Raw genomic sequence first — 25,896 nt, 5'->3', positions numbered from 1 at the left:
TAGTCATAACTCGTAAGGACAAGTGACGTCAGAGCAAGTCTGGCGTCTGGACTGGCCAGGGAGGCCGAAGAAATGCAGTCCATTCCCGTGGACACGGCGCGGCTGGGCGTACTGCGGTGCGCCATCGCGCCCGAAGCAAAGATCACCAACACCGACACGCAGGAGGTGAAGAGGGACCGGGACGGTAACCCGGTCTGGACCGTCGCGGTCACCGTGCGGCAGGACGGGCGGCGGATCTCCGTCATCGAGATCGCCGTCAGCGGCCCGCCCAAAGGCATCGAGGAAGGCCAGATCGTCAAGGTCACCGGGCTGACCGCGTTCATGTGGTCGATGGGCGACCGACACGGTGTCAGCTTCCGCGCCGACGCCATCACCCCCGTGCACGGAACCCCCGCGCAGTCCAAGGGCGGTGACGCGTGATGGGACCCATCCTGCTCGCGTTCGCCCTCGCCGTACTGGCCTGGATGCTCGTGGTCGGCGACCTGGTGCGACGGCACCGTCCCGTCTGGCCCTGGTACCTGGCCGGCTACCCGGTCACCGCCTTCCGCGTGGTGGCGACGTGGCGCAAGGTCGCGATGCTCAACGACCTGTCTGTGTCCCGGCGACCGCCCCGCGGGCTCCTCGGAGACCTGGTCGTCAAGGGCGACCCGCTGCGGCCGGTCATCCCGCGGGCCTCGTTCCCGCGGGCAACCCGGCTGGGCCTGACCGTGACCGTGCGCCTGCATGCGGGGCAGACTCCGGCGACGTACATGAAGGCGGCGGATGCCCTGGTGCACGCGTGGAGGGTCCACGCGGTTCGCGTCACCTCGCCGGAACGCGGGCTCGTCCTGCTGACGGCGACGGCTACGGATCCGTTGGAGCGGCCCGGATTAGCCACGGCTCCGACCGAATTGCTGTCGGCTCTCATCGGGGTTCTGGAATCCGGCGGTGCCTGGGTGATGAACCTGCGGCTGGTGCCGCACTGGCTGATCGCCGGGGCCACCCGCTCCGGCAAGTCCATGCTCCTCGCCCGGCTGATCACACAGCTCGCCCCGCAGCGGGTCGCCCTGGTCGGGATCGACTGCAAGGGAGGTATGGAACTCGGGCTGTTCGCCGACCGGCTGAGCGCACTGGCCACCTGTCGGAAAGAAGCGGTCACCGTGCTGTTCGCGCTGGCGGCCGACATGAGAGACCGGATGAGTGCGTGCCGGGCGGCCGGCGTCCGCTCGATCTGGGAGCTCCCCGAAAAGCTCCGGCCGGTGCCCATAGTGGTGATCGTCGACGAGATCGCCGAACTGTACCTGTCGGACGGCACCCGCGAGAGCAAGACCGAGGCGGAGCAGTGCTCCACGCTCCTCCTGCGCCTGGCCCAACTCGGGGCAGCGCTCGGCCTGCACCTGGTCGTCGCCGGACAACGCGTCGGCTCCGACCTCGGCCCCGGCGTCACCGCCCTGCGCGCCCAGCTCGGCGGCCGCATCTGCCACCGCGTCAACGACCCCGGCACCGCAGAAATGACCCTCGGCGACCTCAACAAAGACGCCGTGGCCGTCGCCCAGTCCATCACCGCCCAGGAACGCGGGGTGGCCGTGTGCACGGGCCCGGACGGCGGCTGGAGCCGCGCCCGCTCCCACCTCACCCCCACCGAAGAGGCCGTGTCGACGACCCGGAAGTACAGCGCGCTGACCCCGCACCTGCCCGCCCTGGTCCGCACCCTCACGGTGCCGGAAGGAGACGACAAGTGATCAGCGAAGGCACGGCCTACGGGTTCGCGGTGATCTTCGGGATCATCACCGTCCTCCTCGTCCGCTCCCGCGATGTCCGCCCGTGGGAAGCCGTCTGCGTCGGCCTCTTCGGCCTCTACCTCGGCCAGACCCCCGTGGGCCTGACCGTGCATGAACTCGTGACCTGGTTCATCAGCGGCTTCTCCCACACCTGAGCAGAAGGGACCACCACCATGCCCATGCCTCGCGTGAGGTGCCCGTACTGCAAGGGCGACGGAGCACGGAAGACGTGGACCGGACGGCTGCGGCGCTGCCGCATCTGCCGGGGCACCGGCACCATCCGCTGAACCCCCACCCCCCGACACCCGCAAGGAAGTGATCCCCATGACTCACGGCGCACCACTACCCACCCACCGTGCCGCTTCGGCGGCCCACCCCGGAAGGCCACCACCATCACCCCGGAGTCCACCCCGGCTGACAGGCGCGCCGCCCTCGACCGCGCGGCGCGCCTGCGTCAGCTCCCCGAAACCGACCGTGACGCCATCCGCCTCGCCCAAGACCCGAACTTCTCCCGCTGGCTCGCGCAGATCACCGCGACCGGTGGATGCGCCCACCCCGTCCACCTCTCCGGCTCCACCACCACCCTGGATGGCACGACCGGCGAGATCCTCCACCACTACGACACCCGTAGCGAACCGGGTGAACGCCTCCTCGTCCGCTGCCGCAACCGTCGGGCGACCATCTGCCCCGCCTGCTCCCGCCTCCACGCGGGAGACACCTACCACCTCGTCCGCGCGGGCTTCCTCGGCGGCAAGAACGTCCCCGCCACGGTCCGACACCGGCCCCGGCTCTTCGTCACCCTGACCGCTCCATCCTTCGGCCCCGTCCACCGGACCGGGGATGTGTGCCGTCCTCGCCGCGACGGTGGGACCTGCGAGCACGGGCGGCCCCTCGGCTGCGGCGCCATCCACGCCCCCGAGGCTGGCGTTGTCGGTCAACCTCTCTGTCCTGACTGCTACGACTACACCGCCCATGTGCTGTGGCACGCGCACGCCTCCAAGCTGTGGGACCGGTTCGTCATCGACGTCCGCCGACGCCTAGCCTCCTCCGTTGGTCTCGTACAGTCCCAGTTCGCACGGCACGCCCGGCTGTCCTTCGCCCGCGTCGCCGAATACCAGAAACGCGCAGCCGTCCACGTACACGCGGTCGTCCGCCTCGACGGTTCGGGCGGAGCCGACGCCGAACCCCCGGCCTGGGCCACGGCAGAACTGCTCATCGACGCGCTGCGCGCCTCCGCCGGGCGGGTCCTCGTCCACACCCCGTACAGCCCGGCCGTGGGTGGGCTGGCATTGCGCTGGGGCGCCCAGGTCGACGTCCGGCCCCTGCGCACGAACGGCGACGGCCCCGACGATGATGCCGTGGCCGCGTACGTCGCCAAGTACGTCACCAAAGGCGCGAGCGAGACGGGCGCCGGCGTCGACCACCCGGTCACCACCTGGGAAGACATCGAGTCGGCGCCCGTGAGCCAGCACGTGCGCACCCTCATGCGGGCCTGCTGGCGCCTCGGCGGCCTCCCCGAATACAAACCCCTCCACCTCCGGAACTGGACGCACACCCTCGGCTACCGGGGCCACATCCTCACCAAATCCCGCGCCTACTCCACCACCTACGCAGCGCTCCGCGCCGAACGCGCCCACCACATGGGCCACACCGAGACTCCCGAGACGGTCACCGAACGGCAATGGCGCTACGTCGGCTCCGGCCACACCCCCGGCGCGGCACTCATCGCCGTCGGCGTCGCCGAAGACATCGCCGCGAACCGGGAGATAGCGCGGGGACAGCGGGAGGTGCCCTGGTGACGAGACGCCACCACAGCGAGCAGTGGGCTCGGGCGGTTGAGCGGCAAGCGGCCAAGTTCCCCACGCAGATAGGGCCGAAAAGCGCTGCGAGGCTCGCGCGGCTTCTCGGTCCTGGACGCAAGGAGTAGGCCTCCTGCCCATGCTGGGACCCCCTGTTATCAGCCACATTGGACAAGGTGCGCACCCGAGCTCTACCTTGGTCGGCCATAGCCCACACGGGTGAAGATCGGTACAGTCGTTGACGAGGAGGGTGCGGTGAACCACCGACGTTACTGCGCCAAGTCCATTCCGCTCTGTGCTCCTTTGCGCGTAGTCATATCCCTGTGAAGGTCGGGCTCCGATAGCGGAGTCTCGGGGTGGCCTGATCGTCGGCATCGGCCGACAGCCACCGGGGGGTTGAGAGTGGGCCTCCATGGTCACCGTAGGCTGGGTTTCAGTCGTCACCGCCGTCGTAGGTGGTGTCTTTCTAGTCTTCCGGTATTTCTGCAATCAGTTGGTCGGTGCTAGCAGGGACCTGATCCGTGTCATTCGCGCGTTCCGCAAGGTTCGTGAGGAGCTGACGGACAAGTCCAGCAAGTTGCCCACCGCACCGGTCTCGGAGGAAATGGACGAGACCTCGACGGTTTGACCTGGGAAGCCCTCACCGACATGGCGAGGGCTTCCCTGCTGAGCGGGTGTTTGACCACTTTCGGAGACTGCTCAGTCGAGCGGGTTCGGCTCGATCTCCACCCGATCCGTGTCGAATCCCCTCCCCTTCCGCGTCGGCGGCCGAACGATCACGGCGGCGAACAGGAACCGGTAGATCGCGTTCATGCGCGCGTAGTCCTCCGCCTTCTCCAGCCTCTCCCAGTTGGCTTCGGCGTCCGGCCCGGCGATCCCCTCCAGTACGGCGACCGGTCGTTTGACGGTCTTGCGCTGCCGTTCCTTCATCCGCTTGATGATCGGCGCGCGCATGGCCTGGAAGTCGGCGGTCGTGAAGTCGTCGTCGTTGAGCCACAGCTCTTTCAGCTCAGTCAGCTTCTCGCGGTCCTTGTCGTCGGCGATGACGTCGGCCTCAGGGCGTGTGGTCGTGGCGGGCTCGTAGCCCGAGGTGTCCAGCTTGGTCAGCACCTTGATCGCCACGTCCCGAACGAAGGCTTCCAGCGGCTCGGCCGAGACGGAACGGTTGCACTTCTGCTGGTCGGTGTTGTCGGAGCGGTTGCATCGGTAGTAGGGGTACCGGACGCTGTTCGTTCCGCCCATCCGTGACCCACATGCGCACGTCACGACTCCGCGCAGGATGTAGTTGCGGAGAGGTCGCTTCCTCGTGTCCCAGTGCTGTTGGGCGCGGTACTCCTTGAGTCGCTGCACCTCGTCCCACTGCCCCCGGTCTATGATGGCGGGCCACGTCCCGACGGCCACTTCCTCGCCCAGGTGGAACCGCAGCCCGGCCACGAAGCGGGACGACAGCAGATGGCGGACGTTCTCCGGGTTCCATACCTTGCCCTTGGACGTGGGGATGCCGCGTGCGGCGAGATCCTGCGCTATGAGGTTCGGTGACTCGCCGTCCAGGTAACGGCGGTAGACCTCACGGACGATCTCGGCTTCCTTCTCGACGATCGCGGTTCCGTCGCCGGTGTAGCCGTACGGCCTGTTTCCCACGTGCGGCCGGCCTTCACGGGCGTGGTCCTTCAAGGCGTCCTTGAGGCGTCGTGATGTGTCGTCCGACGATCGACACGCGTGGGCGACTTCGATACGCAGGATGAACCGGTCATCGGGGTCTGACAGATCGCGCCGATTCGCCTCGCCGTGCAGCAAGACGCGCTTGTCGTCGGCTATGGAGAGCAACTCTTCAAGGTCTTTGGGCTGCCGCATGAGCCGGTCGGGGTGGTAGACGATGACGTGCCGGATCTCCCCTTCCCCCATCGTCTTCAGCATCGCTTCCCACCCCGGCCGCTTCCGGTTGCGCTGCCACGCCGACCGGTTGTTGTCCACGTAGACGTGCGTCGACTCGACACGGAGTTGCAGCCGCTCGGCGATCTCCCGACAGATGCGTTCCTGCCGGTCCACCCCGGTCTGGTCCTCGTCCCTGGTATGCGAGATGCGGCAGTAGATCGCTGCGGGCTCGCCCGGCGTGATGGTGACCTTGCCTAACTTGGATCGACTCATGGAAACACTGTATGAGCCTGGCATGACATCGATCATCGTCGGCGCCGCCATCGGGGCGGTCTTCTTCAAGGAGCGGTTCGGAGCGCCCAGGATCGCGGCGGCCGGGCTGCTGGTGGTCGGGATCGGGCTGATGCTGCACGCCGGGTAGCCGTGCGGCGGCCTCCTCGGTACGGGGCCGGTCCGTTCACGGCTTCACCTTCGGCAAGCGTCGTGGTGCGGGGATTCCCCACCTTGGCCGGTAAGGGACTTGAGCCGGACGCCCGTCCGCCGGACTTGCCGTTGCCTTGACGAACCGTTCCCCGGGCGTTCAGCCGACCGCCTGTGCCTGGGATGTGTGTTCTCCATAAAGTCCCTGCGGATTGCGGAAGAAGGGACGCACGGGACTCATGGACACACCTCACGCGGTCCGGGCCCGCGGGATCACCAAGTGCTTCGGGGACATCGTCGCGCTGGACGCCGTGGACCTGGACGTGACGCAAGGTCAGATCCACGGTCTGGTCGGGCCGAACGGCGCCGGCAAGACGACGCTGCTCGGCCTGCTGCTGGGGCTGGCCGTCGCCGACGGCGGGCGGCTGGAGATCCTCGGGACGCCGGTCGACCGGGCGCTCGCCGCCCCCGACGGCGTCGCCGGCTTCGTGGACGCGCCCGGTCTCTACCCCTCGCTCACCGCCCGGCAGAACCTCGCCGCGCTGGCCAGGCTGCGCGGTCTCGACACCGGGACGGCGGGTACCGCGGGTTCCTCGGGGAGGACCGGCATCGACGACGTGCTCGCCGAGGTCGGGCTCACCGCCGTCGCCGACGACAAGACCCGCGGGTTCTCCCTCGGCATGCGCCAGCGGCTCGGGCTCGCCGCCGCCCTGCTCACCCGGCCCCGGCTGCTCGTCCTCGACGAACCGTCCAACGGCCTCGACCCGGCCGGCAAGCGGCACGTGCACGGCGTCCTCACCCGGCTCGCCGCCGACGGCACCGCCGTGGTGCTCTCCAGCCACCGGATGGACGACCTGGAGGCACTCTGCTCCGAGGTCACCATCCTCGCCACCGGCCGCGTCGTCTTCTCCGGCCCGCTGACCAAGCTCGCCGCCGAGAACCGCGAACTCGACTACCGGCTGCGCACCTCCGACGCCGAGGCCGCGCGCCGGCTCGCCGCGGACGTGGCCGGCGTCCGGATCGTCGACGACACCGGCCTCGGCCTGCGCAAGGACCCCGACGTGCTCGTCGTACGCGCTCTGGTGCCCGCCCTCGACGAACTCGTCACGGAGGTGGTGCGGTCGGGTGTCGCGGTGCGCGAACTCGCCCCCGTCGTATCGCCCCTCGAAGCCGCCTTCCTCGCCCTCACCGAGCACCAGGAGACCGGCCGATGACCGCGACCGCAGCCCCCGCTCCCGCGCCCGCCGCCACCGAACCCGCCGCCGCCCGCCGCGTCCCGGTCTCCCGCGGGTACCGCTTCGAGCTGGTGAAGCTGGTCTCCCAGTGGCGGATCCGGCTGCTGGTGCTCGCCTGCTGGATCGCGCCCGGCCTGTTCGTCGCGGGGGTCAGCCAGCAGAGCACACTGCCCGCCGACACGCTCTTCGGGCGCTGGATGCACGCGACCGGCTGGGCCGGGCCGCTGGTGATGCTCGGCTTCGCGGGCACCTGGGCGCTGCCGCTGTTGACGTCGGTGGTCGCCGGTGACGTGTTCGCCGCCGAGGACCGGCTCGGCACCTGGCGCCACCTGCTGGTCGCGGTCCGCTCACCCGCGCGGATCTTCGTGGCGAAGTCCCTGGCCAGCCTCACCGTGATCCTGCTGCTGGTGGCCGGACTGGCCGCCTCCAGCACGCTCGGCGGCCTTGCGTCGGTCGGCGACCAGCCGCTGGTCGGCCTTGACGGCCACCTGCTGTCGCCCGGCGACGCGGCCGGCCGGGTCCTGCTCGCCTGGCTCGTGGCCCTCGCCCCGACCCTCTCCCTCGCCGCGATCGGACTGCTCGGCTCGGTCGCCCTCGGCCGCTCCCCGATGGGCCTGCTGCTGCCCCCGATCGTGGCGCTCGCGATGTCGGTCGCCCAGATGCTGCCGCTGCCCGTCGCCGTCCGCCTCGCCCTGCCCGGCTACGCCTTCATCTCCTGGAACGGCCTGTTCACCAGCCCCGCCCAGCTCGCCCCGCTCCTCGTCGCCGTCGCGGTGAGCCTCGCCTGGGCGGTGCTCGCCACGGTCCTCGCGTATGTGCTGTTCGTACGGCGGGACTTCACCAACCCGGCCTACGACGGCTCCGGGCGCCGCGCGCTCACCCTCGGCGTGCTGCCGCTGGCCGCGCTGACCGCCGTCACCGTGGGCGCGGTCGCCGTGACCACCCCGTCGACCGGCTCCGGGATCAAGCAGGACAAGGTGCAGAAGTCCCTCGCCACGGTCTTCGGCCACCTCTACCGCCTGCAGACGCGGGAACTCCATCGACCCGCCGTCACCGAAGCCCAGTTGGGCGCCACGGCGGCATGCACCAAGAGCGACGGCCAGGCCGCCCAGGAGGGCGCGGGCAACGACTGGCGTTGCGTGGTCAGCTGGCACCTCCCCGGCGTCACCGCGGTCACGGGGACGGCGATCTACCAGCTCGACATCACCTCGGACGGGCGGTTCGTGGCAGACGGCGACGGTCCCAAGGAAGTCAACGGCTACTTCCTGGTGCGGACCCCGACCGGCGACGCCCCGAATCCGCTGTGGCAGTTCGACGGCAACGTCGACCTGCTCGACACCCACTGAAGGGAACAGTTCCGTGCAGGTAACCCGCCAGCGCCGGATCAGCGAGAAAAGACAGGTCAACCTCTTCGGCCGCCGCGTCGGCCGCCGCGCCATGATGGTGACGGCCGGTATCGCGGTCGCCCTCGGCGTCACGGGCACCGCGGTCGCCTCGACGTACCAGTTCGGCACCCAGCAGGTCGGCCAGACCACCGCCAACGGCCAGGTGGTCTCCGCCGACCAGTACATCAACCCCTACGGCACCCGCAGCGTCATCAACGACGGCAAGATCATGTCGTCGGTCGTCAGCCCGGACGGCACCCACCTCGCCGCCTCGGTCGCCGACGGCGACGCGTCGCTCGTCGTCGTGGACCTGGCGACCGGTCAGGTCAAGCAGAAGGTCGGCACCAACGCCGCCGACGACCTGCGCATCAGCAGCGGCGCGGTCGGCCAGGAGGGCCCGACCTACTCGCCCGACGGCAAGCAGCTGTGGCTGGGCCAGGCCAACGGGTACACCAGGTTCACCGTCAACGCCGACGGCACCCTCGCCAACCCGACGGCCGTCAACATCGCGGCCGACGGCTCCAAGCAGGCGCTGGTGGGCGCGGCCGTGTTCTCCGCCGACGGCTCCACCGTGTACTCCGCGGTCAACGGCCAGAACAAGGTGGTCGCCATCGACGCGGCCACCGGGACCGTCACGCAGACCTGGGCGGTCGGCAACGCCCCGCGCGGTCTCGCCCTGGTCGGCGGCAAGCTCTACGTCAGCAACGAGGGCGGGCGCCCGGCCAAGGCCGGCGACACCACCATCAACTCCTACGGCACCAATGTCGTGGCGAACCCGAAGACCGGCGCCAGCACCACCGGCACGGTCAGCGTCATCGACACCGCGGACCCGTCCGCCGCCGTCTCCACCGTCGACGTGGGCCTGCACCCGACCGCCGTGTACGCGAGCAAGGGCGCGGTGTTCGTCACCAACACCGCAGACAACAGTGTCTCGGTCATCGACAGCCGCAAGGACAAGGTCGTCCAGACGATCTCCACCCAGCCGTGGCCCGAGGCCTCCGTCGGCTACGAGCCGAACGCGGTCACCCTCACCGACGACGGCCGCCTCCTGGTGACCCTCGGCCGCGCCAACGCCGTCGCCGTCTACCGGTACAGCTCCCCGCAGCAGCCGGCCCGCTACGTCGGCCTGCTGCCCACCGACTACTACCCGTCCGGGGTCACCGCCCTCGGCAAGAAGATCGTCGTCGCCAACACCCGCGGCATCGACGCGCTCCGTCCCGACGCCGCCGGACACAACACGCACGACACCACGTCGAGCCTCACCCGGTTCACCATGCCGAGCGACCAGGTCGTCAGGTCCGAGACGGCCAAGGTGTTCAAGCAGAACGGCTGGACGTCGAACTCGGTCAGGACGGCCAAGAGCAACAGCCACAAGAAGGCCGTCCCGGTCCCGAGGCGGATCGGCGACCCGTCGACGATCAAGCACGTCTTCCTGCTCGTCAAGGAGAACCGCACCTACGACCAGGTCTTCGGCGACCTCCCGCAGGGCAACGGCAACTCCTCGCTCACCCAGTTCGGCGAGAACGTCACGCCGAACCAGCACGCGCTGGCCGAGCAGTTCGGCCTGTACGACAACTTCTACGACATCGGCACCAACTCCGCCGAGGGCCACAACTGGCTGATGCAGTCGGACAACCCGGAGTACACCGAGTCGTCGGCCGGCGAGTACACCCGCAGCTACGACACCGAGGACGACGTCCTCGGCCACCAGAAGACCGGGTTCATCTGGACCGGCGCGCAGGCGGCCGGCAAGTCCGTGAAGGACTTCGGCGAGTTCCAGTCGTACGAGAGCAAGCCTGCCGGGGCGACCTGGCAGAACCTGTACTGCGACAGCAAGAACATGGCCGCGACCGGGGCCCAGACCCAGTACCCGATCAAGACGGGTTCGGCGATCCCCTCGCTCAACGACGTGTCGGTGCAGGGCTTCCCGCTGTTCGACCTCAACGTCCCGGACATCTACAAAGAGCAGATCTGGAAGCAGGACTTCGAGAAGAACGGTCCGGCGAACCTGAACATGTTCTGGTTCTCCAACGACCACACCGGCGGTCCGGCCAACGCCGCCGCCGAGGTCGCCGACAACGACCTCGCGGTCGGCCGGATGGTCGACGAGATCACCCACAGCAAGTACTGGAAGGACTCGGCGATCTTCGTCGTCGAGGACGACTCCCAGGCCGGCCTCGACCACGTCGACGGCCACCGCGCCCCGGTCCAGGTCATCAGCCCGTACGCGCAGCACGGCACGGTCGACGACCACTACTACTCGCAGATCACCATGGTCCGCACCATCGAGCAGATCCTCGGCGTGCACCCGATGAACCAGCTCGACAGCGCGGCCACCCCGATGTACGGGGCGTTCACCGGCAAGGCGGACGACACGCCGTTCACGGCGGTCCCGAACCGGACCTCGCTGACCCTCGGCGTGAGCCCGCAGCCGACCTGCGGCTCGGACACCCCGGCGGCCCAGGACGCGCAGGCGGCGGCCGCGCCGACGTCGGTCGCCGTCCCGGCGGCGGAGGCCGAGGTCGCGGCGCAGTGGCGGACGTGGGCCTCGCACCAGCGGCTGACCGGCAAGAACGCGGTGCCGGACTACGCGAACCCCACCCAGATGAACCGCTACACCTGGTACCAGACCCACAACTGGACCAAGCCGTACCCCGGTGACAAGAAGGTCTACGCGCCGAACGACGTGCCCGGCGCGTACCTCCCGTCGTCGGAGAACGACGGCTGATCCGGCCCGCGCAGACCGAGGGACCCCGGCCCCGCGCCGGGGTCCCTCGCGCTTTCCCGCGCGATGCCGCACGCCGGGCGCCGCCCGGTACGCCAAGCTGTCTGCGGAACGTACGAGGACAGGGAGACGTCATGACCGACAAGCCGACCGTGGGCATGCTGGGTACCGGCATCATGGGCGCCGCGATGGCCCGCAACCTCCTGAAGGCCGGGCACACCGTCCGCGCGTGGAACCGCACCCGCGCCAAGGCCGAGCCCCTCGCGGCCGACGGCGCCCAGGTCACCGACAGCCCGGCCGAGGCCGTCGAGGGCGCCGACGTCGTCCTGACCATGCTGTACGACGGCGCGACCGCCCTGGAGACCCTGCGCGAGGCGGCCGGATCACTGCGTCCCGGGGCCGCCTGGGTGCAGTCGACCACGGCAGGCCTCGACCAGATCCCCGCCCTGGCCGCGTTCGCCGCCGAGCACGGCCTGGTCTTCTACGACGCCCCGGTCCTCGGCACCCGCCAGCCGGCCGAGGCCGGACAGCTCACCGTCCTGGCCGCGGGGCCCGAGCAGGGCCGGGAGAAGGTCGCGCCCGTCTTCGACGCGGTCGGCGCCCGCACGGTGTGGACCGGCGACGACGGGTCGACGGCCGCCGCGACCCGGCTCAAGCTGGTCGCCAACAGCTGGGTCCTCGCGGCCACCGCGGCGACCGGCGAGGTGGTCGCCCTGGCCCAGGGGCTCGGCGTGGACCCGCAGCGCTTCTTCGACCTGATCGCGGGCGGGCCCCTCGACATGGGCTACCTGCGGGCCAAGGCCGGGCTGATCCTGGACGGCGGGCTGACCCCGCCGTCGTTCGCGGTGGACACCGCGGGGAAGGACGCCCGGCTGATCGTCGCGGCCGGCGCGAGCCACGGCGTGCGCCTGGACGTCGCCGAGGCGGCGGCCGAACGTTTCGCCCGCGCCGCCGCCCAGGGGCACGCCGACGAGGACATGGCCGCCGCGTACTTCGCCAGCTTCGAGGACGGGCAGCCCGGGTCGTAGACGGCGGACCGCGGGGCCTGGGCCGACGTGACGGTCCGGGCCTCGGAGGAGCACCCTGGAAGCAGCGATTCCGGAGGTGGTCCCGTGATGAACATGATGAAAACCGCTGTGGGATGGCATGTCGAGATGGAGTTCCTGGAGGACGACACGCACACGCGCGCGGTGGCCCTGGTACGCCTGCCCGACGGCACCGAGGTACGGGCGCACGGCCACGCGAGCCGGCACGAGTCCGACAGCAACCAGCCCAGAGTCGGCGAGGAGATCGCCGGCGCCCGCGCCCTGAACGAACTGGCCATGCAGCTGCTGTCCAAGGCGCACGGCGAGATCGACGCGCTGTCGGGGCGGCACTCGCACCCGATCAACGTGTGAGGAACGAGGGAGCGCGGGCGTACGCGGGGGCGCGCGGAGCGGTTACGACAGCGCCGTGCGCACCGCGCGTACCAGCGCCTGCGCCCGCGGGTCCGCCGTCACGCTCTTGCGGAAGCCGTTGGTGACATAGCCGAACGCGATGCCCGACTCGGGGTCCGCGAAGGCGAGCGCGCCGCCGCGGCCCGGGTGGCCGAAGGAGGCGGGGGAGAGCAGCGGGGACGCGCTGCCGTGCAGCATGTAGCCGAGCCCGAAGCGGGTGGAGACCACCAGGACCCGGTCGGCGCCCGCGGACTGCTCGCCGCGGGCCAGCTCGACGGTCTCCGGGGTGAAGAGCCGCCTGCCGCCGTCGACCTCGCCGATCAGGGCGGCGTAGCAGCGGGCCAGGCCGTCGGCGGTGGCGATGCCGTTGGAGGCGGGGAGGGCCGCCGCGCGGTAGCCGGGGTCGTTCTCGTCCGGGAGCGGGCTGATCGCGCCGAACGCCCGGCGGGTCAGCGAGTCGGGGTCGGCGTACGCCTCGGAGACGGCCCGCTTGGGCCGGGTCCGCAGCGCGCCCGCGCTCTCCGGTGCCGGCACGGGCCCGACGCGCCCCACGCGCGCCTGCTCCGCCTCCGGCAGCCCGAGCCACAGCCCGGCGCCGAGCGGCCCGGCGATCTCGTCCGCGATCCACTCGCCGATGCTCCGCCCGGTCACCCGCCGCACCAGCTCGCCGGTCAGCCAGCTGTACGTCTGTGCGTGGTAGCCGTGGTCGGTGCCCGGCTCCCACACCGGCGCCTGCGCCGCCACGGCCGCCGCGCCGAGGTCGGGGTCGGCGGCCTCCGCGGGCGTGAGCGGCCGGTCCAGCACCGGGACGCCGGCGCGGTGCGCGAGCAGGTGCCGTACCAGCGTCCGCTCCTTGCCGGCCGCCTTGTACTCCGGCCAGAGGTCGCCCACCGGCGCGTCCAGGTCCAGCTCGCCGCGCTGGTGCAGGAGGAGCAGGACGGCGGCGGCGACGCCCTTGGTCGCCGAGCGCACGACCTGGGCGGTGCCGTGCTCCCACGGTGGGCCGCCGGCGTCCGCGTCGAAGTCCCGTGCGCCGCCCCACAGGTCGACGACCCGGTGCCCGTCCCGGTACACGGCCACCGCCGCGCCCCGGTCCCCGAGCAGCTCGAAGTTGCTCGCGAACGCGTCCCTGACCGGCTCGAAGCCCGCCGCCACAGTGCCCTGCACGTCCACGTCCGGATCCCTCCGCCTTCCCGCCCACCGGTGACAGTGGGTGAAACACGGCCGCGGGGGCCTCGGATTCCTCGCCACGACGTGGTCTGCGGCACGTGCCCGGGGTCAGCCGAGCACGATCGTCACCTCGATGTTGCCGCGCGTGGCGTTCGAGTACGGGCACACCTCGTGGGCGGCGTCCACCAGCTTCGCCGCGATGTCCGCGTCCAGCACCGGGAGCGAGACGCTGAGGGCGACCGCGAGGCCGTAGCCGCGCTGCTTGTTGGGGCCGATGCCGACCTTCGCGGCGACCGTGGAGCCGGTCAGGTCGTAGCCCGCGCGGTTGCCGACGAGGATCAGCGCGTTGTGGAAGCAGGCGCTGTAGCCGGCCGCGAACAGCTGCTCCGGGTTGGTGCCGTTGCCGTCTCCGCCCAGCTCCGGCGGCATCGCGACCTTGAGGTCGATCTGGCCGTCCTGGCTGTTGACATACCCGTCCCGGCCGCCGTGCGCGGTCGCCTCGGCGACATACATGATCTTCGTCGGACGCGAGTCGACGGTGGCGCCTTCGATCACGGCGGGACCTCCCCCAGGGCGGAAACAGTGGTGGGCAACACAGAAGTGTGCAAGCACATCGTGCACAAGGTACCGACCGGTAGGAAGCCCCGGGAGGGGGAGGGGGGTGGAAACCGCGGGTAACAGCAGAGGGCTACGCGGGCCGCGGGGCCGCCGCCCTGCCCGCCCGCTCCGCGAGCTCCCGCAACTCCTCGCGCAGCCGGGCCACGTCGGCCCCGTCGAGCCCGGTCGTGGTGAGCAGGGCGTCCGGGATGCGCGCCGCGCGCTCCCGCAGTTCCTCCGCGCGCCCGGTGCACGCGACGAGCACCGAGCGCTCGTCCCGCTCCGAGCGCTCCCTGCGCACCAGCCCCGCCCCCTCCAGCCGCTTCAGCAGCGGCGACACCGTGCCGTAGTCGAGCCGGAGCGCCTCCGCCAGCTCCTTCACCGTGGTCTCGCCCCGCTCCCACAGGACGAGCAGCACGAGGTACTGCGGGTAGGTGAGCCCGAGTTCGTCGAGGAGCGGGCGGTAGGCGGCGGTCACGGCGCGCTGCGCGGCGTACAGCGCGAAGCACAGCTGCTCGTCCAGCCGCGGCGGCCCGGCGGCCGACGCCGCGCCCGGCGCTGCGACCGGCCCTGCGCCCGGCCGGGCGTCCTCTTGATGCGTCACGGGCCCATTGTCACGGACGCGGGGCGAATCCGAAGGGCAGTTCCAGCCGGTTGGCGCGCATCAGGGCGTCGTCGCCGAGGAGTTCGGCGGTGGGCCCGTCGGCGGTGATCGTGCCGTCGCTGAGCACCAGGGAGCGCGGGCACAGCTCCAGGGCGTAGGGCAGGTCGTGGGTGACCATCAGGACCGTCACGTCCAGGGAGCGCAGGATGTCGGCGAGTTCGCGCCGGGAGGCCGGGTCGAGGTTGGAGGAGGGCTCGTCCAGGACGAGGATCTCCGGCTCCATGGCGAGGACGGTCGCCACCGCCACCCGGCGGCGCTGCCCGAAGGACAGGTGGTGCGGCGGGCGTCCGGCGAAGTCGCCCATGCCGACCCGGTCGAGGGCGGCACGCACGCGTGCCTCCAGCTCCGCGCCCTTCAGGCCGGCCGCCGCCGGTCCGAACGCCACGTCCTCGCGGACCGTCGGCATGAACAGCTGGTCGTCCGGGTCCTGGAAGACGATGCCGACCCGGCGCCTGATCTCCGCCATGTGCCGCTTGCCGACGGGCAGTCCGGCCACCGTCACCGAGCCCGTGCCGCCGCTCAGGATGCCGTTGAGGTGCAGCACGAGGGTGGTCTTCCCGGCGCCGTTCGGCCCGAGCAGCGCGACCCGTTCGCCGCGCGCGACGCGGAAGTCCACGCCGAACAGGGCCTGGTGCCCGTCGGGGTAGGCGAACGCGAGGCCGGAGACCTCCAGGGAAGCGGGAGCGGAGGCGGGAACAGCGGGAACAGCGGTCACAGAGTCCATCCCAACAGGCAGACGACGAGGGCCGACAGCGGCAGCGCGAGGGCGTACGACCACTGGGCCCGGGACGCGGTCACCTCGTCGACGACCGGCATCGAACCGGTGTACCCCCGGCTCACCATGGCCAGGTGGACGCGCTCCCCGCGTTCGTAGGAGCGGATGAACAGCGCGCCCGCGGACTTCGCGAGCACGCCCCAGTGGCGCACGCCCCGCGCCTCGAAGCCGCGCGACTGGCGGGCGATCCGCATCCGGCGCATCTCGTCGGTGATGACGTCGCCGTAGCGGATCATGAAGGAGGCGATCTGGACGAGCAGCGGCGGCAGCCTCAGCCGCTCCAGGCCGAGGAGCAGCTCGCGCAGCTCCGTGGTGGCCGCCAGGAGGACGGAGGTCGCGACGCCCAGGGTGCCTTTCACCAGAACGTTCCAGGCGCCCCAGAGGCCGTTCACGCTGAGCGAGAGGCCCAGCACGTCGGTCCGCCCGCCCTCCGCGACGAACGGCATCAGCACCGCGAAGGCGACGAACGGCACCTCGATCAGCAGCCGCCTCAGCAGGAAACCGGCGGGCACGCGCGCGTGCCGCGCGACGGCCGCGAGCAGCGCGGCGTACAGCGCGAACGCCCACATCGCCGTGCGCGGGGTCGAGACCACGACGACCACGAAGCCGAGGGCGGCGGCGAGCTTGGTGTGCGGCGGCAGCGCGTGCACGCGCGAGTGCGCGTGCCGGTAGAGCCGGTGTGCGTGCCCCGCACCCACGTCAGCGCACCTCCGAAGGGGTGCCGGGACGGCGCCTGCGCACCGCCAGGAACACCGCGCTGCCCGCGACCACGGTCGTCCCGACCCCGATGACGCCCGCGAGGCCGCCGGAGAGCCGGGCGTCGGAGACGTCCTCGACGCCGTAGTCGGCGAGCGGGGAGCCGGCCGAGGCGTGCTCCTTCGTCTTCGCGTCGATGCCGTGGTCGTGGGCGACCTTCTCCAGGCCGTCGGGGCTGGCGGAGGCGTAGTAGCTGACGAACCCGGCGAGCACCAGGGAGGTCGCCAGGCCGCTGATCCACAGCGCGCGGTGGGAGGTGCGCGCCGCCACGGGCGCGGTCGGCTCCGGCGCGTCCACCAGTTCGCCGTTCACGCGCAGCTTGAGCCCCTGCCGCAGGCCGCGCGCCCCGTGCACCAGGTCGGGGCGTACGGCGATCACCGCGCCGACCGTGAGCGCGGTGATCGCGGCCTCGCCGACGCCGATGAGGACGTGCACGCCGATCATCGCGCCGGCCACCTTGCCGATGGCGACGTCGGTGGTGCCGCCGACCGCGTAGAGGAGGGTGAAGGCGACGGCCGCGGCGGGCACGGAGAGCAGGGCGGCGACGAAGGCGGCGCCGGTCACCGAGCGCCGGCCGCCGGGCAGCACCTTCAGCAGGCCGCGGAAGACGGCGTACGCCACCACGGTGGTCACGATCGCCATGTCGCTGATGTTGACGCCGAGCGCGGTCAGCCCGCCGTCCGCGAACAGGATGCCCTGCATGAGGAGGACCACGGACACGCACAGGACGCCCGTGTACGGGCCGACGAGGATCGCGGCGAGCGCCCCGCCCAGAAGATGGCCGCTTGTTCCGGCCGCGACGGGGAAGTTGAGCATCTGCACGGCGAAGATGAACGCCGCCACCAGGCCGGCCAGCGGCGCGGTGCGCTCGTCGAGTTCACGGCGGGCGCCGCGCAGGCTGACCGCGAGGGCGCCGGCCGCGACCACGGCGGTGACCGCGGAGGTGGGGGCGTCGATGAATCCGTCAGGTACATGCACGGTTCGATTTTAGGGTCCTATTGCGAAGCTTTTGCAAGAGCCAGAAGCTCGTCACATGCGGATCCGCATGCCGGGCGAGGGCGGTCTCCGCAAGCGCATTAAGGAAAATGTGCGACATTGGATAAGAAAGCGGATGCACAGCTTTCGCACAGATCACGGAGCGTAAAGGGCAGTCCGATGTCTGTAGTCGAGCAGTATGCGCGAGCCCACATCGTCACCGACGAGGACGCACGGGACGATCCCGGCGCGGTGCCCGTCGTCCTGCGCTACGACCCCGACGGCGATCCGCGGACGGTACACGTCGGCCTGCCCGGCACGGACGAGTGGACGTTCTCGCGCTCGCTGCTGGAGCAGGGCCTCAGGGCGCCCGCGGAGAGCGGTGACGTCCGGGTCTGGCCGCTGGGGCGGGTCCAGGCCGTGGTCGAGTTCCACTCCGACCACGGCACGTCGGTGGTGCAGTTCGAGTCGAAGGCGCTGCTGCGGTTCCTCAGGCGCACCTACATGGCGACCCCCGTGGCCGGTTGACGCGCCTCTTCGGGGCCCGCCTAGAGGGACGCGCCGAGCTTCAGCAGTGCCGCCACGATCGGTCCGGCGGTGTCGCCGCCGTGCCCGCCCGCCTGGACCACGCCCGCCGCGGCGAAGTCCCCGCAGTACGCGGTGAACCAGCCGTTGGGCTTCTTCTGGCCGTCGACCTCGGCCGAGCCGGTCTTGGCGCCGCAGCTCGAACTCAGCCCCGACATCGCCTTGGCCGCCGTGCCGTACGCCGCGGTGTACTGCATGACCTCCTTCAGCTCCGCCTGCGTCTTCGACGACATCGTGCGCGAGGCCTTCGCGATCGTCCGGTTGTCGACGCTCGGCGCGACCAGGTACGGCTGGTGGAAGGAGCCGGTGTCCACCGTGGCCGACACCGACGCCATGTTCAGCGGGTTCATGCGCACCCCGCCCTGCCCGATCAGCGAGGCGCCCATCTGCGCGCCGCTCTGCACCGGCACGGAGCCGTCGAAGGTGGGGACGCCGATGGCCCAGTTGTTCATGCCGAGGCCGTAGACCTGCTGGGCCTCGGTGGTCAGGTCGCTGTTGGAGAGCTTGGGCGCGAAGTTGATGAAGGCGTTGTTGCAGGAGGCGCCGAAGCTCAGCTTGAACGTGCCCTGCTTGATCTCGGAGTCGTCGTCGTTGTGGAACGTCCACCCGGCGAGCTTGTACGTCTTCGGGCAGGGGTGCGAGGCGTCCGGGGTGATCAGCCCCTTCTCGAACAGCATCGTCGACGTGACGATCTTCATCGTGGACCCGGGCGCCAGGGAGCCCTGGAAGGCCACGTTGAAGCCGTGGCTGGAGTTGGCGACGGCGAGGACCTCGCCGGTCGACGGGCGCATCATCACGACCGAGGCGTTCTTCTGCGTGGAGACCTGTTTCTCGGCCGCCGCCTGGAGGGTCGGGCTGAGCGTGGTCTTCACGGTGCCCGGCGTGCCCTTGCTGAGTTCGAGCAGCGTCTTGTCGGAGAGCTTCGCCTTCTCGGACGCGGCGCCGCGCACCACGCGCAGTTCGACGCCGGCCTTGCCGCCGGCCTTTTTGCCGAACTTCTCCCGCAGCCCGTCGAGCACCGTCCCCAGCGACGGGTACTTGGCGGTGGTGATCTCCCCGCCGTCCCGGTCCAGGGCCTTGATCGGCGGGGTGCCGGACTCGCCGGTGACCAGGGTGTCGCCGTCCGCGAGGTCCGGCTGGACGACCGCGGCGTGCCAGTTCACCACCGGCTTGCCGTCGCTGGTCCGGCGGATCACGGTGAACGCCGAGTCGTACGACAGGGGCTTGCTGACGCCCTTGTACGACACCGTCGCCTTCACGGAGAACGGGACCTTGTCGCCGGTGCGGGTGCCCTCGGTGAGGGTGACGCCCGTGACGTGGGCGTCCTTGGTGTAACCGGTGAGGAGCTTGATGCAGGCCTTGCTGTCGTCCGTGACGGCGGCGGCCCGGGTGACCTTGCCCTGCTGCCAGGACGACAGGAAGGTGCGCGCCGTCGTCTGCACCTCGGTGGCCGACAGCGGACCGGTCTTGACGGGCTTGTGGCCGGCCGACTGCGCCGACGACGCCGCGTCGGCCGCCCCGCCGCCGTACAGCGCGTAGAGGCCGAAGCCGGCGCCGCCGACGACCACGGCGATCACTCCGCCGATGACGGCGGGTCTTTTCTTCCGTCGCTCGACGACGCGCCTTCTCTTGCCCACAGCTCAGTTCCTCCGCGCACTTCCCCCGGGGTCCCCGTCGCCCCGTAGCCCTCACGCTCCCCAACGACGACACCAAGCCTAGAGTCCCGGCCTGTGGGAGTGACGTCAGCCACCGATCCGTAGCACACTCGCGACAATCGGACCGGCCGCGTCGATGCCGTGGCCGCCGTCCTGGGTCATGGCCGCCGCCGCGACGTCGTCGCGGTAGCCGGCGAACCAGCTGTTCGACTTGGACTGGCCGTCGACCTCCGCCGAACCCGTCTTGGCGCCGATGCTGCCGCTCAGCCCGCGCATGACCCCGGCCGCGGTGCCGCTGGTCGCGGTGCGGTTCATCATGGCGCGCAGCTGGGCGACCGTGGTGGCCGACAGGCCCTTCGCGCCGGCCAGTTCACGGCCGTCCAGCTTCTGCGGGACCAGCACCGGCTGCCGGAAGGTCCCGGTCAGCGCGGTCGCCGCCACCGACGCCATGTTCAGCGGCGACATCTGCACCTGGCCCTGGCCGATCAGGTTGGCCGCGGTGTCCGGGCCGCCGGAGGCGGGGACCCGGCCGTCGAAACTCGGGATGCCCACCTTCCAGTTGTTCTTCCCGAGCCCGAACCGGTCCTCGGCCTCCTTGGTCAGCGAGTCGACCTGGACCGAGTCCGCGTACTTCACGAACGCCGTGTTGCAGGAGCGCGCGAAGCTGTCCGAGAGGGTGGCCTTCTCGTCCGGCGCAAGTCCCTTGAGGTTGCTGAAGGTCTGGCTCTGCCAGGTCGCGGTCGGCGGACAGGGGGCCGGGCCGTTCGCCGTCGTCAGCCCCGTGTCGATGAGGGTGGCGGCGCTGATGATCTTCATGGTGGAGCCGGGCGCCAGCTCGCCGAGGAAGGCCGCGTTGAAGCCGTCCTCGCGGTGGTTGGCGACCGCCAGCACCTCCCCGGTGCTGGGCTTGACGGCCACCACCGACGACTCGGCGTACTTGGTCACCGCGGTCTCGGCGGCGGCCTGCACGCGCGCGTCGAGCGTCGTCCGCAGCTTGCCCGCCTTGCCCTCGGTGAGGGTCAGCAGCGTGGTGTCGGCGGACTCGTCGGACGCGTGCTGGATGACCAGCTCCACGCCAGGGGTGCCGCCGGCCTTGTCGCCGTAGCGGCTGCGCAGCTCGTCCAGGATCGGGCCCAGGGACGGGTACGCGTCCTTGGTGAGCACCTTGCCGTTGCGGTCCACGGCCTCGATCGGCGGGCTCGCCGCCTCGCCGGTGGACAGCGTGTCGCCCCGCTTCAGCTCCGGGTGGACCACGGACGGGTCCCAGTCGACGAGCGCACGGTGGGTGGTCTCGCCGCGCACGACCGTCAGCCGGCTCTTGTAGGCGAGCGGCTTCGACTTCCCGCCGTAGGACACGGTCGCCTTCACGCTGTACGGCACGGTGGCGCCGGTGACCTTGCCGGGCGTGATGTGCACGTCCTTGATGTGCGCCACGTCACTGAAGGAGGTGAGCACGGGCTCGGCGTCGGCCGAGTCGTTCGTGAGCGACGCCGCGGTCGCCGACCGGCCGTTCTCCCAGGCCGCGAAGAACTTCCGCGTGGTGTCCGCGACCTCGTCCTTCGTCGGCGGCCCGGTCCGCACGGCCGGTGTGCTGTCACCGTGCAACGTCGAAAGGACGTTGTAGGCCGCGTACCCGCCCCCGCCCAGCACGGCCGCGCAGACGCCGCCGATCAGGGCTCCCTTGACCCCCTTGCGCATAGTGCGAAAATCCCTCCCCGTGACCTTTTGCCGCATTTTGTGAACGCGTTCAAAAGCTGACCGTGACTCGCACTGTAGGTCGTTGTGGGGATCCTGTGACAGGGGTTGACCGATTGTTGGCCGAACTGTTGGTCGTCCGAACCGGCCAAGAGCGCCCTGTCGTACGCATATCCACGGGAGGGGTGCGACAACCGCATCAGTCGGACATCCCGAAACGGCGCTGTACCCCTACAGGCTCATCGCCGCGCGCCTCGCTTTTTGATTGCCGTAGGCACCGGCTTTCGAACTCCGATATTTTGCAGGTCATTGCGGCATCTGCGTAGCGGTTGAAAGGTTAATCGCGTGCTTCTGGGCGAAAAGTGGCGGCAGTGCCCGCTGCTCGCTACGGTCGAAAGAGGCGTCACACCTGTAGGAGTACTCAGCCGCAAGGGAGTTGGCGTCCGAAGCCGGAGTCAGCCGGCTCTCAAGTGGCGTTCAGCGCCATCCAGCGCCCATGTGGTAGGCGCAAACTCACATGGCGATACGCCACATACGCGGGTCGGCGTCGTGGCTTGCGTCCAGGAAACCCGATGTCCTCGGTAAAGTCGTCTGAACGTGGGAGGCTGAAATGAAGAATTTCAGCAGCAATACAAGGAAGAAAATCGGCACTGTCGCGGCCGTGGCCTCGCTGGCTCTCGCCGCTCCGTTGGTAGCGACCGGCACGGCACACGCTTCCGGGGTGAGGGTCGTGGTCTCGGGAACGGTGAGCTGTGCGAGGTACGGAGACTCGACACCGGACAAGGTGACGATAACGCCCAGCAAGGGCGTTCAGGGCGGGGACGAGCTGCCGGGCGAGGAAGTGGCCGAGTCGTACTCGGTCAAGCTCACAGGCATTCCGAAGTCCGGCACGCTGGCCACCGCCCAGATCGCCTGTGTGGACGATCAGCAGGAGACGCATTCGTACTCGAAGACGTTCCAGGTCACGAAACCTGCGGGCGGCCCCGTGACCGTGAATTTCAGGTAGTTTCCACGAAGTAGGCAGGTTGCCCGGCCTTTTGACGGTCGGGCGCGGAAACGTCCCGCAGGCTGCCGGCCGGCGGGACGTTCTGCTGGCCGGGAGTTGGGTCACGGCAAATCCGCGGCTAGACCCAGGTGTCGAGCCACATCCGCGATCGCCAGGAGTCGATGGGGATCGCCGTGCCCGTGTACAGGGGCCAGAAGTAGATGAAGTCTGCGTGATCCGGCCCCGCAGGGCCCCGACCAGGATGTTAGCTCCTGGCCGGGGCCGTCTCAGGCGGCTTGGGCCGTCTCTGGGCCGTGATCTTGAGGAGTCGACGCCAAATAGAGGCTGTCCACCGCCTTCCGGGTGCGTCCCTCGCTGCTCGGCATGAGGTGCGTGTAGGTCCGGAGGGTGAACCCCGGATCGGCGTGACCGAGGTAGGAACTCAGAGCCCGTATGCTCTCTCCCGCGTCCAGCAGAACTGACGCGTAGAAGTGCCTGAGCGCGTGCATGCCGTCCTCGGGGGCCGAGGCGTACCGTTCGCCCGTCTCCCGCGCCGGAATGACGCCAGCAGCAGCCAGAGCGGCCTTCCACTGGTAGGTGTTGAAGGTGCTCACCCGGACATGCCGCCCCTCGACCCCACGGAAGATGAGCCGCTTCGTTACGGGGAGCCCATCGGGTGTCCGCCACGGGAGCGTCACATCGATCGGTTCGAACTCCTTCGAGTGGTCCCGGAGGACAGTGGCTACGGCCTTGGGCAGAGGCACATCCCGAACCTTGCCACCCTTCGGCAACGCGAAGACGTACTTGCCCCGAATGCGCTTGAGCTGGTGGCTGACAGTCAGCCAACCGCCCTCGAAGTCGAGATCTTCCAGGGCCAGGCCGAAGATCTCGCCCTGTCGAAGTCCGCAACCCGCGCCGACGTCGACAGTGGCCCGGTAGCAGCGGGGGAGGGCGGCGCGTACAGCGAAGACCTGCGCGGCCGTCCACGGCTCGACGCGCGGCTTCCCCGGCTTCGGGAGCTTCACCGTGCGGGCCCGGCAAGGGTTCTTGCTCAACAGGCCGTCCTCGACTGCTGCACTCAGCGCGGCTGAGACGGTACCGACGATGATGCGTCGGTGCGACTCCGCCGGCACCGTGGCTTCCAGGCTGGCGATCCACTCTCGGATGTGCTCGGGCTTGAACGAACCGAGGGGACGCGAGCCGAGGTGAGGATAGGCGTGCAGCCGAAGACGTCGTTCTGCGGCCTCGCGACTGTTGATCTCCCCGGTGTGTGTCTTGACCCACGTTTCCGCGTACTGACGAAAGGTCGTCCTTCCGGCGCGGGGGTCGATGTACTGCCCGCGCGACATGTCCGCCTCGATCTGCGTGAGCCACTGCTTGGCAAGCCGCATTTCCTTGTCCCGGAACGACTTGCTTTTCTCGGTGCCGTCGGGGCCGATGTAGCGGGCCCGGTAGCGCAGGCCGGTTCCGTGGCGGTCGGTCTTGGTGCGGACGGTCTTGCCGTCTGCGGTCGTTTCGGTCTTGTACCAGCGGTCTTGGATGTGGCCTGCCATGAGGTGGCGTTCCCTTCCGGGCATAGACAGGGAGGGCCACGGTGTGGCCCTCCCTGGGATGTTGGGCTGTGCGGTTGTGGCCGCGTCAAGCGGCGGCTTGGTCGGCGCTCTTTCGTTCGGTGACGTAGGCGCGCACGTCGGCCGGGTCGTAGCGGACGTGCTTGCCGATGCGGAATCCGGGCGGGCCGGTCCGCTTCTTGCGCCACTGATAGACGGTTTCGACCGGTACCTCGAACATCGCGGCAATGTCGTCCGGGGTGAGGTAGCGGTCTGGGAGGCCTCCCCGGAGGGTGGCGCGGGGATCGGCCCGGACGGTGGCGGGTGCGCTCACTGTGTCCTCCGCAGGTTGGAATCACATTGCTCTGAGTCGTGACTCATCGCGACTCAGAGCGGGTTGGTGGGGGCTTGAGTCGCGATGAGTCACGACTCAGACAGATGTGGTTCTGACGCGTTCAGCGTGATCCCGGTGTAGGTGGCCACCTGCTGGCCGTAAGCGTCGCGGGGGCGGGTGCGCTGAAGCTGGGGGATGACGGAGAGCAGGTTGCGGCCGAACACCTGCTTCGTACCGGGCTTGACGCCGTTGTCCTCGGCCCAGTCCCGCCAGACGTTCCACAGTGTCTCTACGGGGACGCTGCTTGTTGGTCCGGTGGTGCAGCGTTCGCGGATGAATGCGCTGGTGGGTGAGGCGGTGTCCTGCATGGTGGTGACCGCTTCGCGGCTGCATGCCGGTTCAGTGATCCGACCCGTGGCCCCGAGGCGGGTGAGTCCGTCCAGGGCCCAGTTGAGGATGCCGGGCATTTCGGCGGCGAGGCGGTCGGTGAGGGTGGTGTCTTCCTTGCCGAGCCAGGAGACGGTCATGTTGAGGATGACGAAACGGCGGGCGATGACGCCGGATGAGTCGCCGAAGTGCGGGAGTTCGTTGGACAGGATCATCAACCGGGTAGGCAGGCGACCGGTCCATGCCTCGCGGTACTTGCGGTCGATGTCGATGGTGTCCTCACCGGAGATCGTCAACAGCCGCTCGATGACTTGGCTGTTGTCGTTGCCGGACAGACGGGCGTCGGAGATGACCGCGAGCGGCTTGCCGATCAGGGTGGCCAGGCCGAAGTTCGTGCCCAGTCCGGCCAGGGTCGGGCCGGCGAGGTTCTCTTTGCCGACCAGCTCTTTGAGGACGCGGGCGATGGTGCCTTTGCCGGATCGGGTCGGGCCGACCATGAGCAGGATCTTTTGCATGTCGGTGCGGCCGGAGAGGACGTAGCCGAACCACTCCTGTACGGCCTGGATGGCGTCGGGGTCGTTGGGCCAGAGCTGGGCGAGGAAGCGTTCCCAGCTGGGGGCGGTCGCGGTGGGGTCGTAGGCGAACGGCACGGAGACGTGGTTGAAGAACGTGGGGGTGTGCGGGAGCAGGGCGCGGTCTCGGATGCGGAGCAGGCCGTTGCCACACGCCACGATCGGCCCGCCGTCCGCCTCGCCCGCACGGTCGCCGTCCAGCCACGCGGGGGCGTCGGTGTCGGTGGGCAGCAGGGTGATGGCTCCCAGGGCGTCGAGCAGGTTGCTGATCTTCTGCTTCGTGGGTGCCCAGTCCCGTTCTTCGGGCTCGCCGTCCTTGCCAGGGGCGAGGTGGATGGCGTGCTCAAGACGGGTGTACATGCCGGCGCGTACCTGCGCTTCGTCCAGCTCACGCCAGCACGTTCCGGTCCAGCGCATCCACGAGCCGCGCCAGCGCCGGCACACCAGGTGTCCCTCCGGGCTCTGCCAGTCGGGCAGAAGCCGGCGGGCGACGGCGAGCGGGTTGCCGGGCGGGGGAAGTTCTTCCTGCTCGGTCATGAGACGGCCCCGCCTTCCTGCGGA

General features: G+C 70.1%; 24 protein-coding genes and 1 pseudogene. 13 read left to right on the top strand and 12 right to left on the bottom strand.

Translation table 11 applies throughout. The features are described from left to right. Nucleotides 1–72: 72 nt before the first annotated feature. The 5 genes from ACGF5O_RS38865 to ACGF5O_RS38845 all read left to right on the top strand — a co-directional run bounded on the left by ACGF5O_RS38865 (nucleotide 73) and on the right by ACGF5O_RS38845 (nucleotide 4,187). A complete protein-coding gene (locus ACGF5O_RS38865; protein WP_393814634.1) occupies nucleotides 73–420 on the top strand; it encodes a hypothetical protein in 348 nt (115 codons plus the stop codon). Continuing rightward, nucleotides 420–1,721: an FtsK/SpoIIIE domain-containing protein gene (locus tag ACGF5O_RS38860; RefSeq protein ID WP_393814633.1), complete on the top strand. Its 1,302-nt coding sequence runs from the start codon at nucleotides 420–422 to the stop codon at nucleotides 1,719–1,721. The genes ACGF5O_RS38865 and ACGF5O_RS38860 overlap by 1 nt, the downstream gene beginning before the upstream one ends. Beyond that, a complete protein-coding gene (locus tag ACGF5O_RS38855) occupies nucleotides 1,718–1,915 on the top strand; it encodes a hypothetical protein (protein WP_393814632.1) in 198 nt (65 codons plus the stop codon). The genes ACGF5O_RS38860 and ACGF5O_RS38855 overlap by 4 nt, the downstream gene beginning before the upstream one ends. A gap of 294 nt (nucleotides 1,916–2,209) precedes the next feature. Continuing rightward, entirely contained in the window at nucleotides 2,210–3,559 is a 1,350-nt protein-coding gene (locus ACGF5O_RS38850) for a replication initiator (protein WP_393814724.1), read from the top strand. A gap of 412 nt (nucleotides 3,560–3,971) precedes the next feature. Next, nucleotides 3,972–4,187, top strand: a complete 216-nt coding sequence (locus ACGF5O_RS38845; protein ID WP_393814631.1) for a hypothetical protein — start codon at nucleotides 3,972–3,974, stop codon at nucleotides 4,185–4,187. A gap of 71 nt (nucleotides 4,188–4,258) precedes the next feature. Here the strand turns inward: ACGF5O_RS38845 and ACGF5O_RS38840 are convergent, their stop codons facing one another. Further along, entirely contained in the window at nucleotides 4,259–5,707 is a 1,449-nt protein-coding gene (locus ACGF5O_RS38840; protein WP_393814630.1) for a recombinase family protein, read from the bottom strand. 25 nt (nucleotides 5,708–5,732) lie between these two features. Here ACGF5O_RS38840 and ACGF5O_RS38835 point away from each other — a divergent pair. The 6 genes and pseudogenes from ACGF5O_RS38835 to ACGF5O_RS38810 all read left to right on the top strand — a co-directional run. Further along, nucleotides 5,733–5,855, top strand: a pseudogene (locus tag ACGF5O_RS38835) (EamA family transporter); the annotation flags it as partial. 238 nt (nucleotides 5,856–6,093) lie between these two features. Beyond that, on the top strand, nucleotides 6,094–7,068 hold the full coding sequence (locus tag ACGF5O_RS38830; RefSeq protein ID WP_393814629.1) for an ABC transporter ATP-binding protein: 975 nt from the start codon (nucleotides 6,094–6,096) through the stop codon (nucleotides 7,066–7,068). Then, on the top strand, nucleotides 7,065–8,435 hold the full coding sequence (locus ACGF5O_RS38825; protein WP_393814628.1) for an ABC transporter permease: 1,371 nt from the start codon (nucleotides 7,065–7,067) through the stop codon (nucleotides 8,433–8,435). Before ACGF5O_RS38830 ends, ACGF5O_RS38825 begins: the two co-directional genes overlap by 4 nt. A gap of 13 nt (nucleotides 8,436–8,448) precedes the next feature. Continuing rightward, nucleotides 8,449–11,202, top strand: a complete 2,754-nt coding sequence (locus ACGF5O_RS38820) for an alkaline phosphatase family protein (RefSeq protein WP_393814627.1) — start codon at nucleotides 8,449–8,451, stop codon at nucleotides 11,200–11,202. A 131-nt stretch (nucleotides 11,203–11,333) separates the two neighbouring features. Continuing rightward, nucleotides 11,334–12,227, top strand: coding sequence for an NAD(P)-dependent oxidoreductase (locus ACGF5O_RS38815; RefSeq protein ID WP_393814626.1), 894 nt, complete (start codon nucleotides 11,334–11,336; stop codon nucleotides 12,225–12,227). Nucleotides 12,228–12,320: 93 nt separating this feature from the next. Further along, complete coding sequence (locus tag ACGF5O_RS38810) at nucleotides 12,321–12,596, top strand: DUF1876 domain-containing protein (protein ID WP_089102439.1); 276 nt, start codon at nucleotides 12,321–12,323, stop codon at nucleotides 12,594–12,596. 42 nt (nucleotides 12,597–12,638) lie between these two features. Here ACGF5O_RS38810 and ACGF5O_RS38805 read toward each other — a convergent pair whose 3' ends face one another. The 6 genes from ACGF5O_RS38805 to ACGF5O_RS38780 form a co-directional block, all read right to left on the bottom strand. Beyond that, nucleotides 12,639–13,808 carry a serine hydrolase domain-containing protein gene (locus ACGF5O_RS38805; RefSeq protein WP_393814625.1) on the bottom strand — a complete coding sequence of 390 codons (1,170 nt, stop codon included), beginning with the start codon at nucleotides 13,806–13,808 and terminating at the stop codon, nucleotides 12,639–12,641. Nucleotides 13,809–13,913: 105 nt separating this feature from the next. Beyond that, nucleotides 13,914–14,318 carry an organic hydroperoxide resistance protein gene (locus tag ACGF5O_RS38800; RefSeq protein ID WP_393814723.1) on the bottom strand — a complete coding sequence of 135 codons (405 nt, stop codon included), beginning with the start codon at nucleotides 14,316–14,318 and terminating at the stop codon, nucleotides 13,914–13,916. A gap of 175 nt (nucleotides 14,319–14,493) precedes the next feature. Next, nucleotides 14,494–15,006 (bottom strand): MarR family winged helix-turn-helix transcriptional regulator, encoded by a 513-nt coding sequence (locus ACGF5O_RS38795; RefSeq protein ID WP_393814624.1) that lies wholly within the window; start codon nucleotides 15,004–15,006, stop codon nucleotides 14,494–14,496. 10 nt (nucleotides 15,007–15,016) lie between these two features. Continuing rightward, nucleotides 15,017–15,790, bottom strand: a complete 774-nt coding sequence (locus tag ACGF5O_RS38790; protein ID WP_393814623.1) for an energy-coupling factor ABC transporter ATP-binding protein — start codon at nucleotides 15,788–15,790, stop codon at nucleotides 15,017–15,019. Further along, nucleotides 15,778–16,539, bottom strand: coding sequence for a cobalt ECF transporter T component CbiQ (gene cbiQ, locus ACGF5O_RS38785; RefSeq protein ID WP_393814622.1), 762 nt, complete (start codon nucleotides 16,537–16,539; stop codon nucleotides 15,778–15,780). Before cbiQ ends, ACGF5O_RS38790 begins: the two co-directional genes overlap by 13 nt. A 1-nt stretch (nucleotide 16,540) precedes the next feature. Beyond that, nucleotides 16,541–17,575 (bottom strand): energy-coupling factor ABC transporter permease, encoded by a 1,035-nt coding sequence (locus ACGF5O_RS38780; protein WP_393814621.1) that lies wholly within the window; start codon nucleotides 17,573–17,575, stop codon nucleotides 16,541–16,543. 177 nt (nucleotides 17,576–17,752) lie between these two features. Here ACGF5O_RS38780 and ACGF5O_RS38775 point away from each other — a divergent pair, with 177 nt between their 5' ends. Further along, nucleotides 17,753–18,100: an SsgA family sporulation/cell division regulator gene (locus ACGF5O_RS38775; protein WP_393814620.1), complete on the top strand. Its 348-nt coding sequence runs from the start codon at nucleotides 17,753–17,755 to the stop codon at nucleotides 18,098–18,100. A 20-nt stretch (nucleotides 18,101–18,120) separates the two neighbouring features. Here the strand turns inward: ACGF5O_RS38775 and ACGF5O_RS38770 are convergent, their stop codons facing one another. Next, on the bottom strand, nucleotides 18,121–19,794 hold the full coding sequence (locus tag ACGF5O_RS38770) for a penicillin-binding transpeptidase domain-containing protein (RefSeq protein ID WP_393814619.1): 1,674 nt from the start codon (nucleotides 19,792–19,794) through the stop codon (nucleotides 18,121–18,123). Between the two features lie 105 nt (nucleotides 19,795–19,899). After that, nucleotides 19,900–21,510, bottom strand: a complete 1,611-nt coding sequence (locus ACGF5O_RS38765; RefSeq protein WP_393814618.1) for a penicillin-binding transpeptidase domain-containing protein — start codon at nucleotides 21,508–21,510, stop codon at nucleotides 19,900–19,902. 607 nt (nucleotides 21,511–22,117) lie between these two features. On the opposite strand from ACGF5O_RS38765, the gene ACGF5O_RS38760 reads away from it, so the two are divergent. Beyond that, a complete protein-coding gene (locus ACGF5O_RS38760; RefSeq protein ID WP_393814617.1) occupies nucleotides 22,118–22,513 on the top strand; it encodes a hypothetical protein in 396 nt (131 codons plus the stop codon). A gap of 266 nt (nucleotides 22,514–22,779) precedes the next feature. Here ACGF5O_RS38760 and ACGF5O_RS38755 read toward each other — a convergent pair whose 3' ends face one another. The 3 genes from ACGF5O_RS38755 to ACGF5O_RS38745 all read right to left on the bottom strand — a co-directional run bounded on the left by ACGF5O_RS38755 (nucleotide 22,780) and on the right by ACGF5O_RS38745 (nucleotide 25,872). Further along, nucleotides 22,780–24,045 (bottom strand): tyrosine-type recombinase/integrase, encoded by a 1,266-nt coding sequence (locus ACGF5O_RS38755; RefSeq protein WP_393814616.1) that lies wholly within the window; start codon nucleotides 24,043–24,045, stop codon nucleotides 22,780–22,782. Between the two features lie 85 nt (nucleotides 24,046–24,130). Further along, entirely contained in the window at nucleotides 24,131–24,376 is a 246-nt protein-coding gene (locus tag ACGF5O_RS38750; RefSeq protein ID WP_393814615.1) for a helix-turn-helix transcriptional regulator, read from the bottom strand. Nucleotides 24,377–24,465: 89 nt separating this feature from the next. After that, nucleotides 24,466–25,872 (bottom strand): phage/plasmid primase, P4 family, encoded by a 1,407-nt coding sequence (locus tag ACGF5O_RS38745; RefSeq protein WP_393814614.1) that lies wholly within the window; start codon nucleotides 25,870–25,872, stop codon nucleotides 24,466–24,468. Nucleotides 25,873–25,896: the final 24 nt, after the last annotated feature.

It is taken from the genome of Streptomyces sp. NPDC048291 (genome assembly GCF_043201715.1).
Lineage (GTDB): Bacteria > Actinomycetota > Actinomycetes > Streptomycetales > Streptomycetaceae > Streptomyces.
This window is presented reverse-complemented; position numbering and strand designations above follow the sequence as displayed.

Bases quoted from the DNA above. Each gene is read 5' to 3' on its own strand.
- ACGF5O_RS38865 (WP_393814634.1), top strand. From the start codon at position 73: ATGCAGTCCATTCCCGTGGACACGGCGCGGCTGGGCGTACTGCGGTGC.
- ACGF5O_RS38860 (WP_393814633.1), top strand. From the start codon at position 420: ATGGGACCCATCCTGCTCGCGTTCGCCCTCGCCGTACTGGCCTGGATG.
- ACGF5O_RS38845 (WP_393814631.1), top strand. From the start codon at position 3,972: ATGGTCACCGTAGGCTGGGTTTCAGTCGTCACCGCCGTCGTAGGTGGT.
- ACGF5O_RS38840 (WP_393814630.1), bottom strand. From the start codon at position 5,707: ATGAGTCGATCCAAGTTAGGCAAGGTCACCATCACGCCGGGCGAGCCC.
- ACGF5O_RS38830 (WP_393814629.1), top strand. From the start codon at position 6,094: ATGGACACACCTCACGCGGTCCGGGCCCGCGGGATCACCAAGTGCTTC.
- ACGF5O_RS38825 (WP_393814628.1), top strand. From the start codon at position 7,065: ATGACCGCGACCGCAGCCCCCGCTCCCGCGCCCGCCGCCACCGAACCC.
- ACGF5O_RS38815 (WP_393814626.1), top strand. From the start codon at position 11,334: ATGACCGACAAGCCGACCGTGGGCATGCTGGGTACCGGCATCATGGGC.
- ACGF5O_RS38810 (WP_089102439.1), top strand. From the start codon at position 12,321: ATGATGAAAACCGCTGTGGGATGGCATGTCGAGATGGAGTTCCTGGAG.
- ACGF5O_RS38800 (WP_393814723.1), bottom strand. From the start codon at position 14,318: ATGTATGTCGCCGAGGCGACCGCGCACGGCGGCCGGGACGGGTATGTC.
- ACGF5O_RS38790 (WP_393814623.1), bottom strand. From the start codon at position 15,790: ATGGACTCTGTGACCGCTGTTCCCGCTGTTCCCGCCTCCGCTCCCGCT.
- ACGF5O_RS38775 (WP_393814620.1), top strand. From the start codon at position 17,753: ATGTCTGTAGTCGAGCAGTATGCGCGAGCCCACATCGTCACCGACGAG.
- ACGF5O_RS38765 (WP_393814618.1), bottom strand. From the start codon at position 21,510: ATGCGCAAGGGGGTCAAGGGAGCCCTGATCGGCGGCGTCTGCGCGGCC.
- ACGF5O_RS38760 (WP_393814617.1), top strand. From the start codon at position 22,118: ATGAAGAATTTCAGCAGCAATACAAGGAAGAAAATCGGCACTGTCGCG.
- ACGF5O_RS38755 (WP_393814616.1), bottom strand. From the start codon at position 24,045: ATGGCAGGCCACATCCAAGACCGCTGGTACAAGACCGAAACGACCGCA.
- ACGF5O_RS38745 (WP_393814614.1), bottom strand. From the start codon at position 25,872: ATGACCGAGCAGGAAGAACTTCCCCCGCCCGGCAACCCGCTCGCCGTC.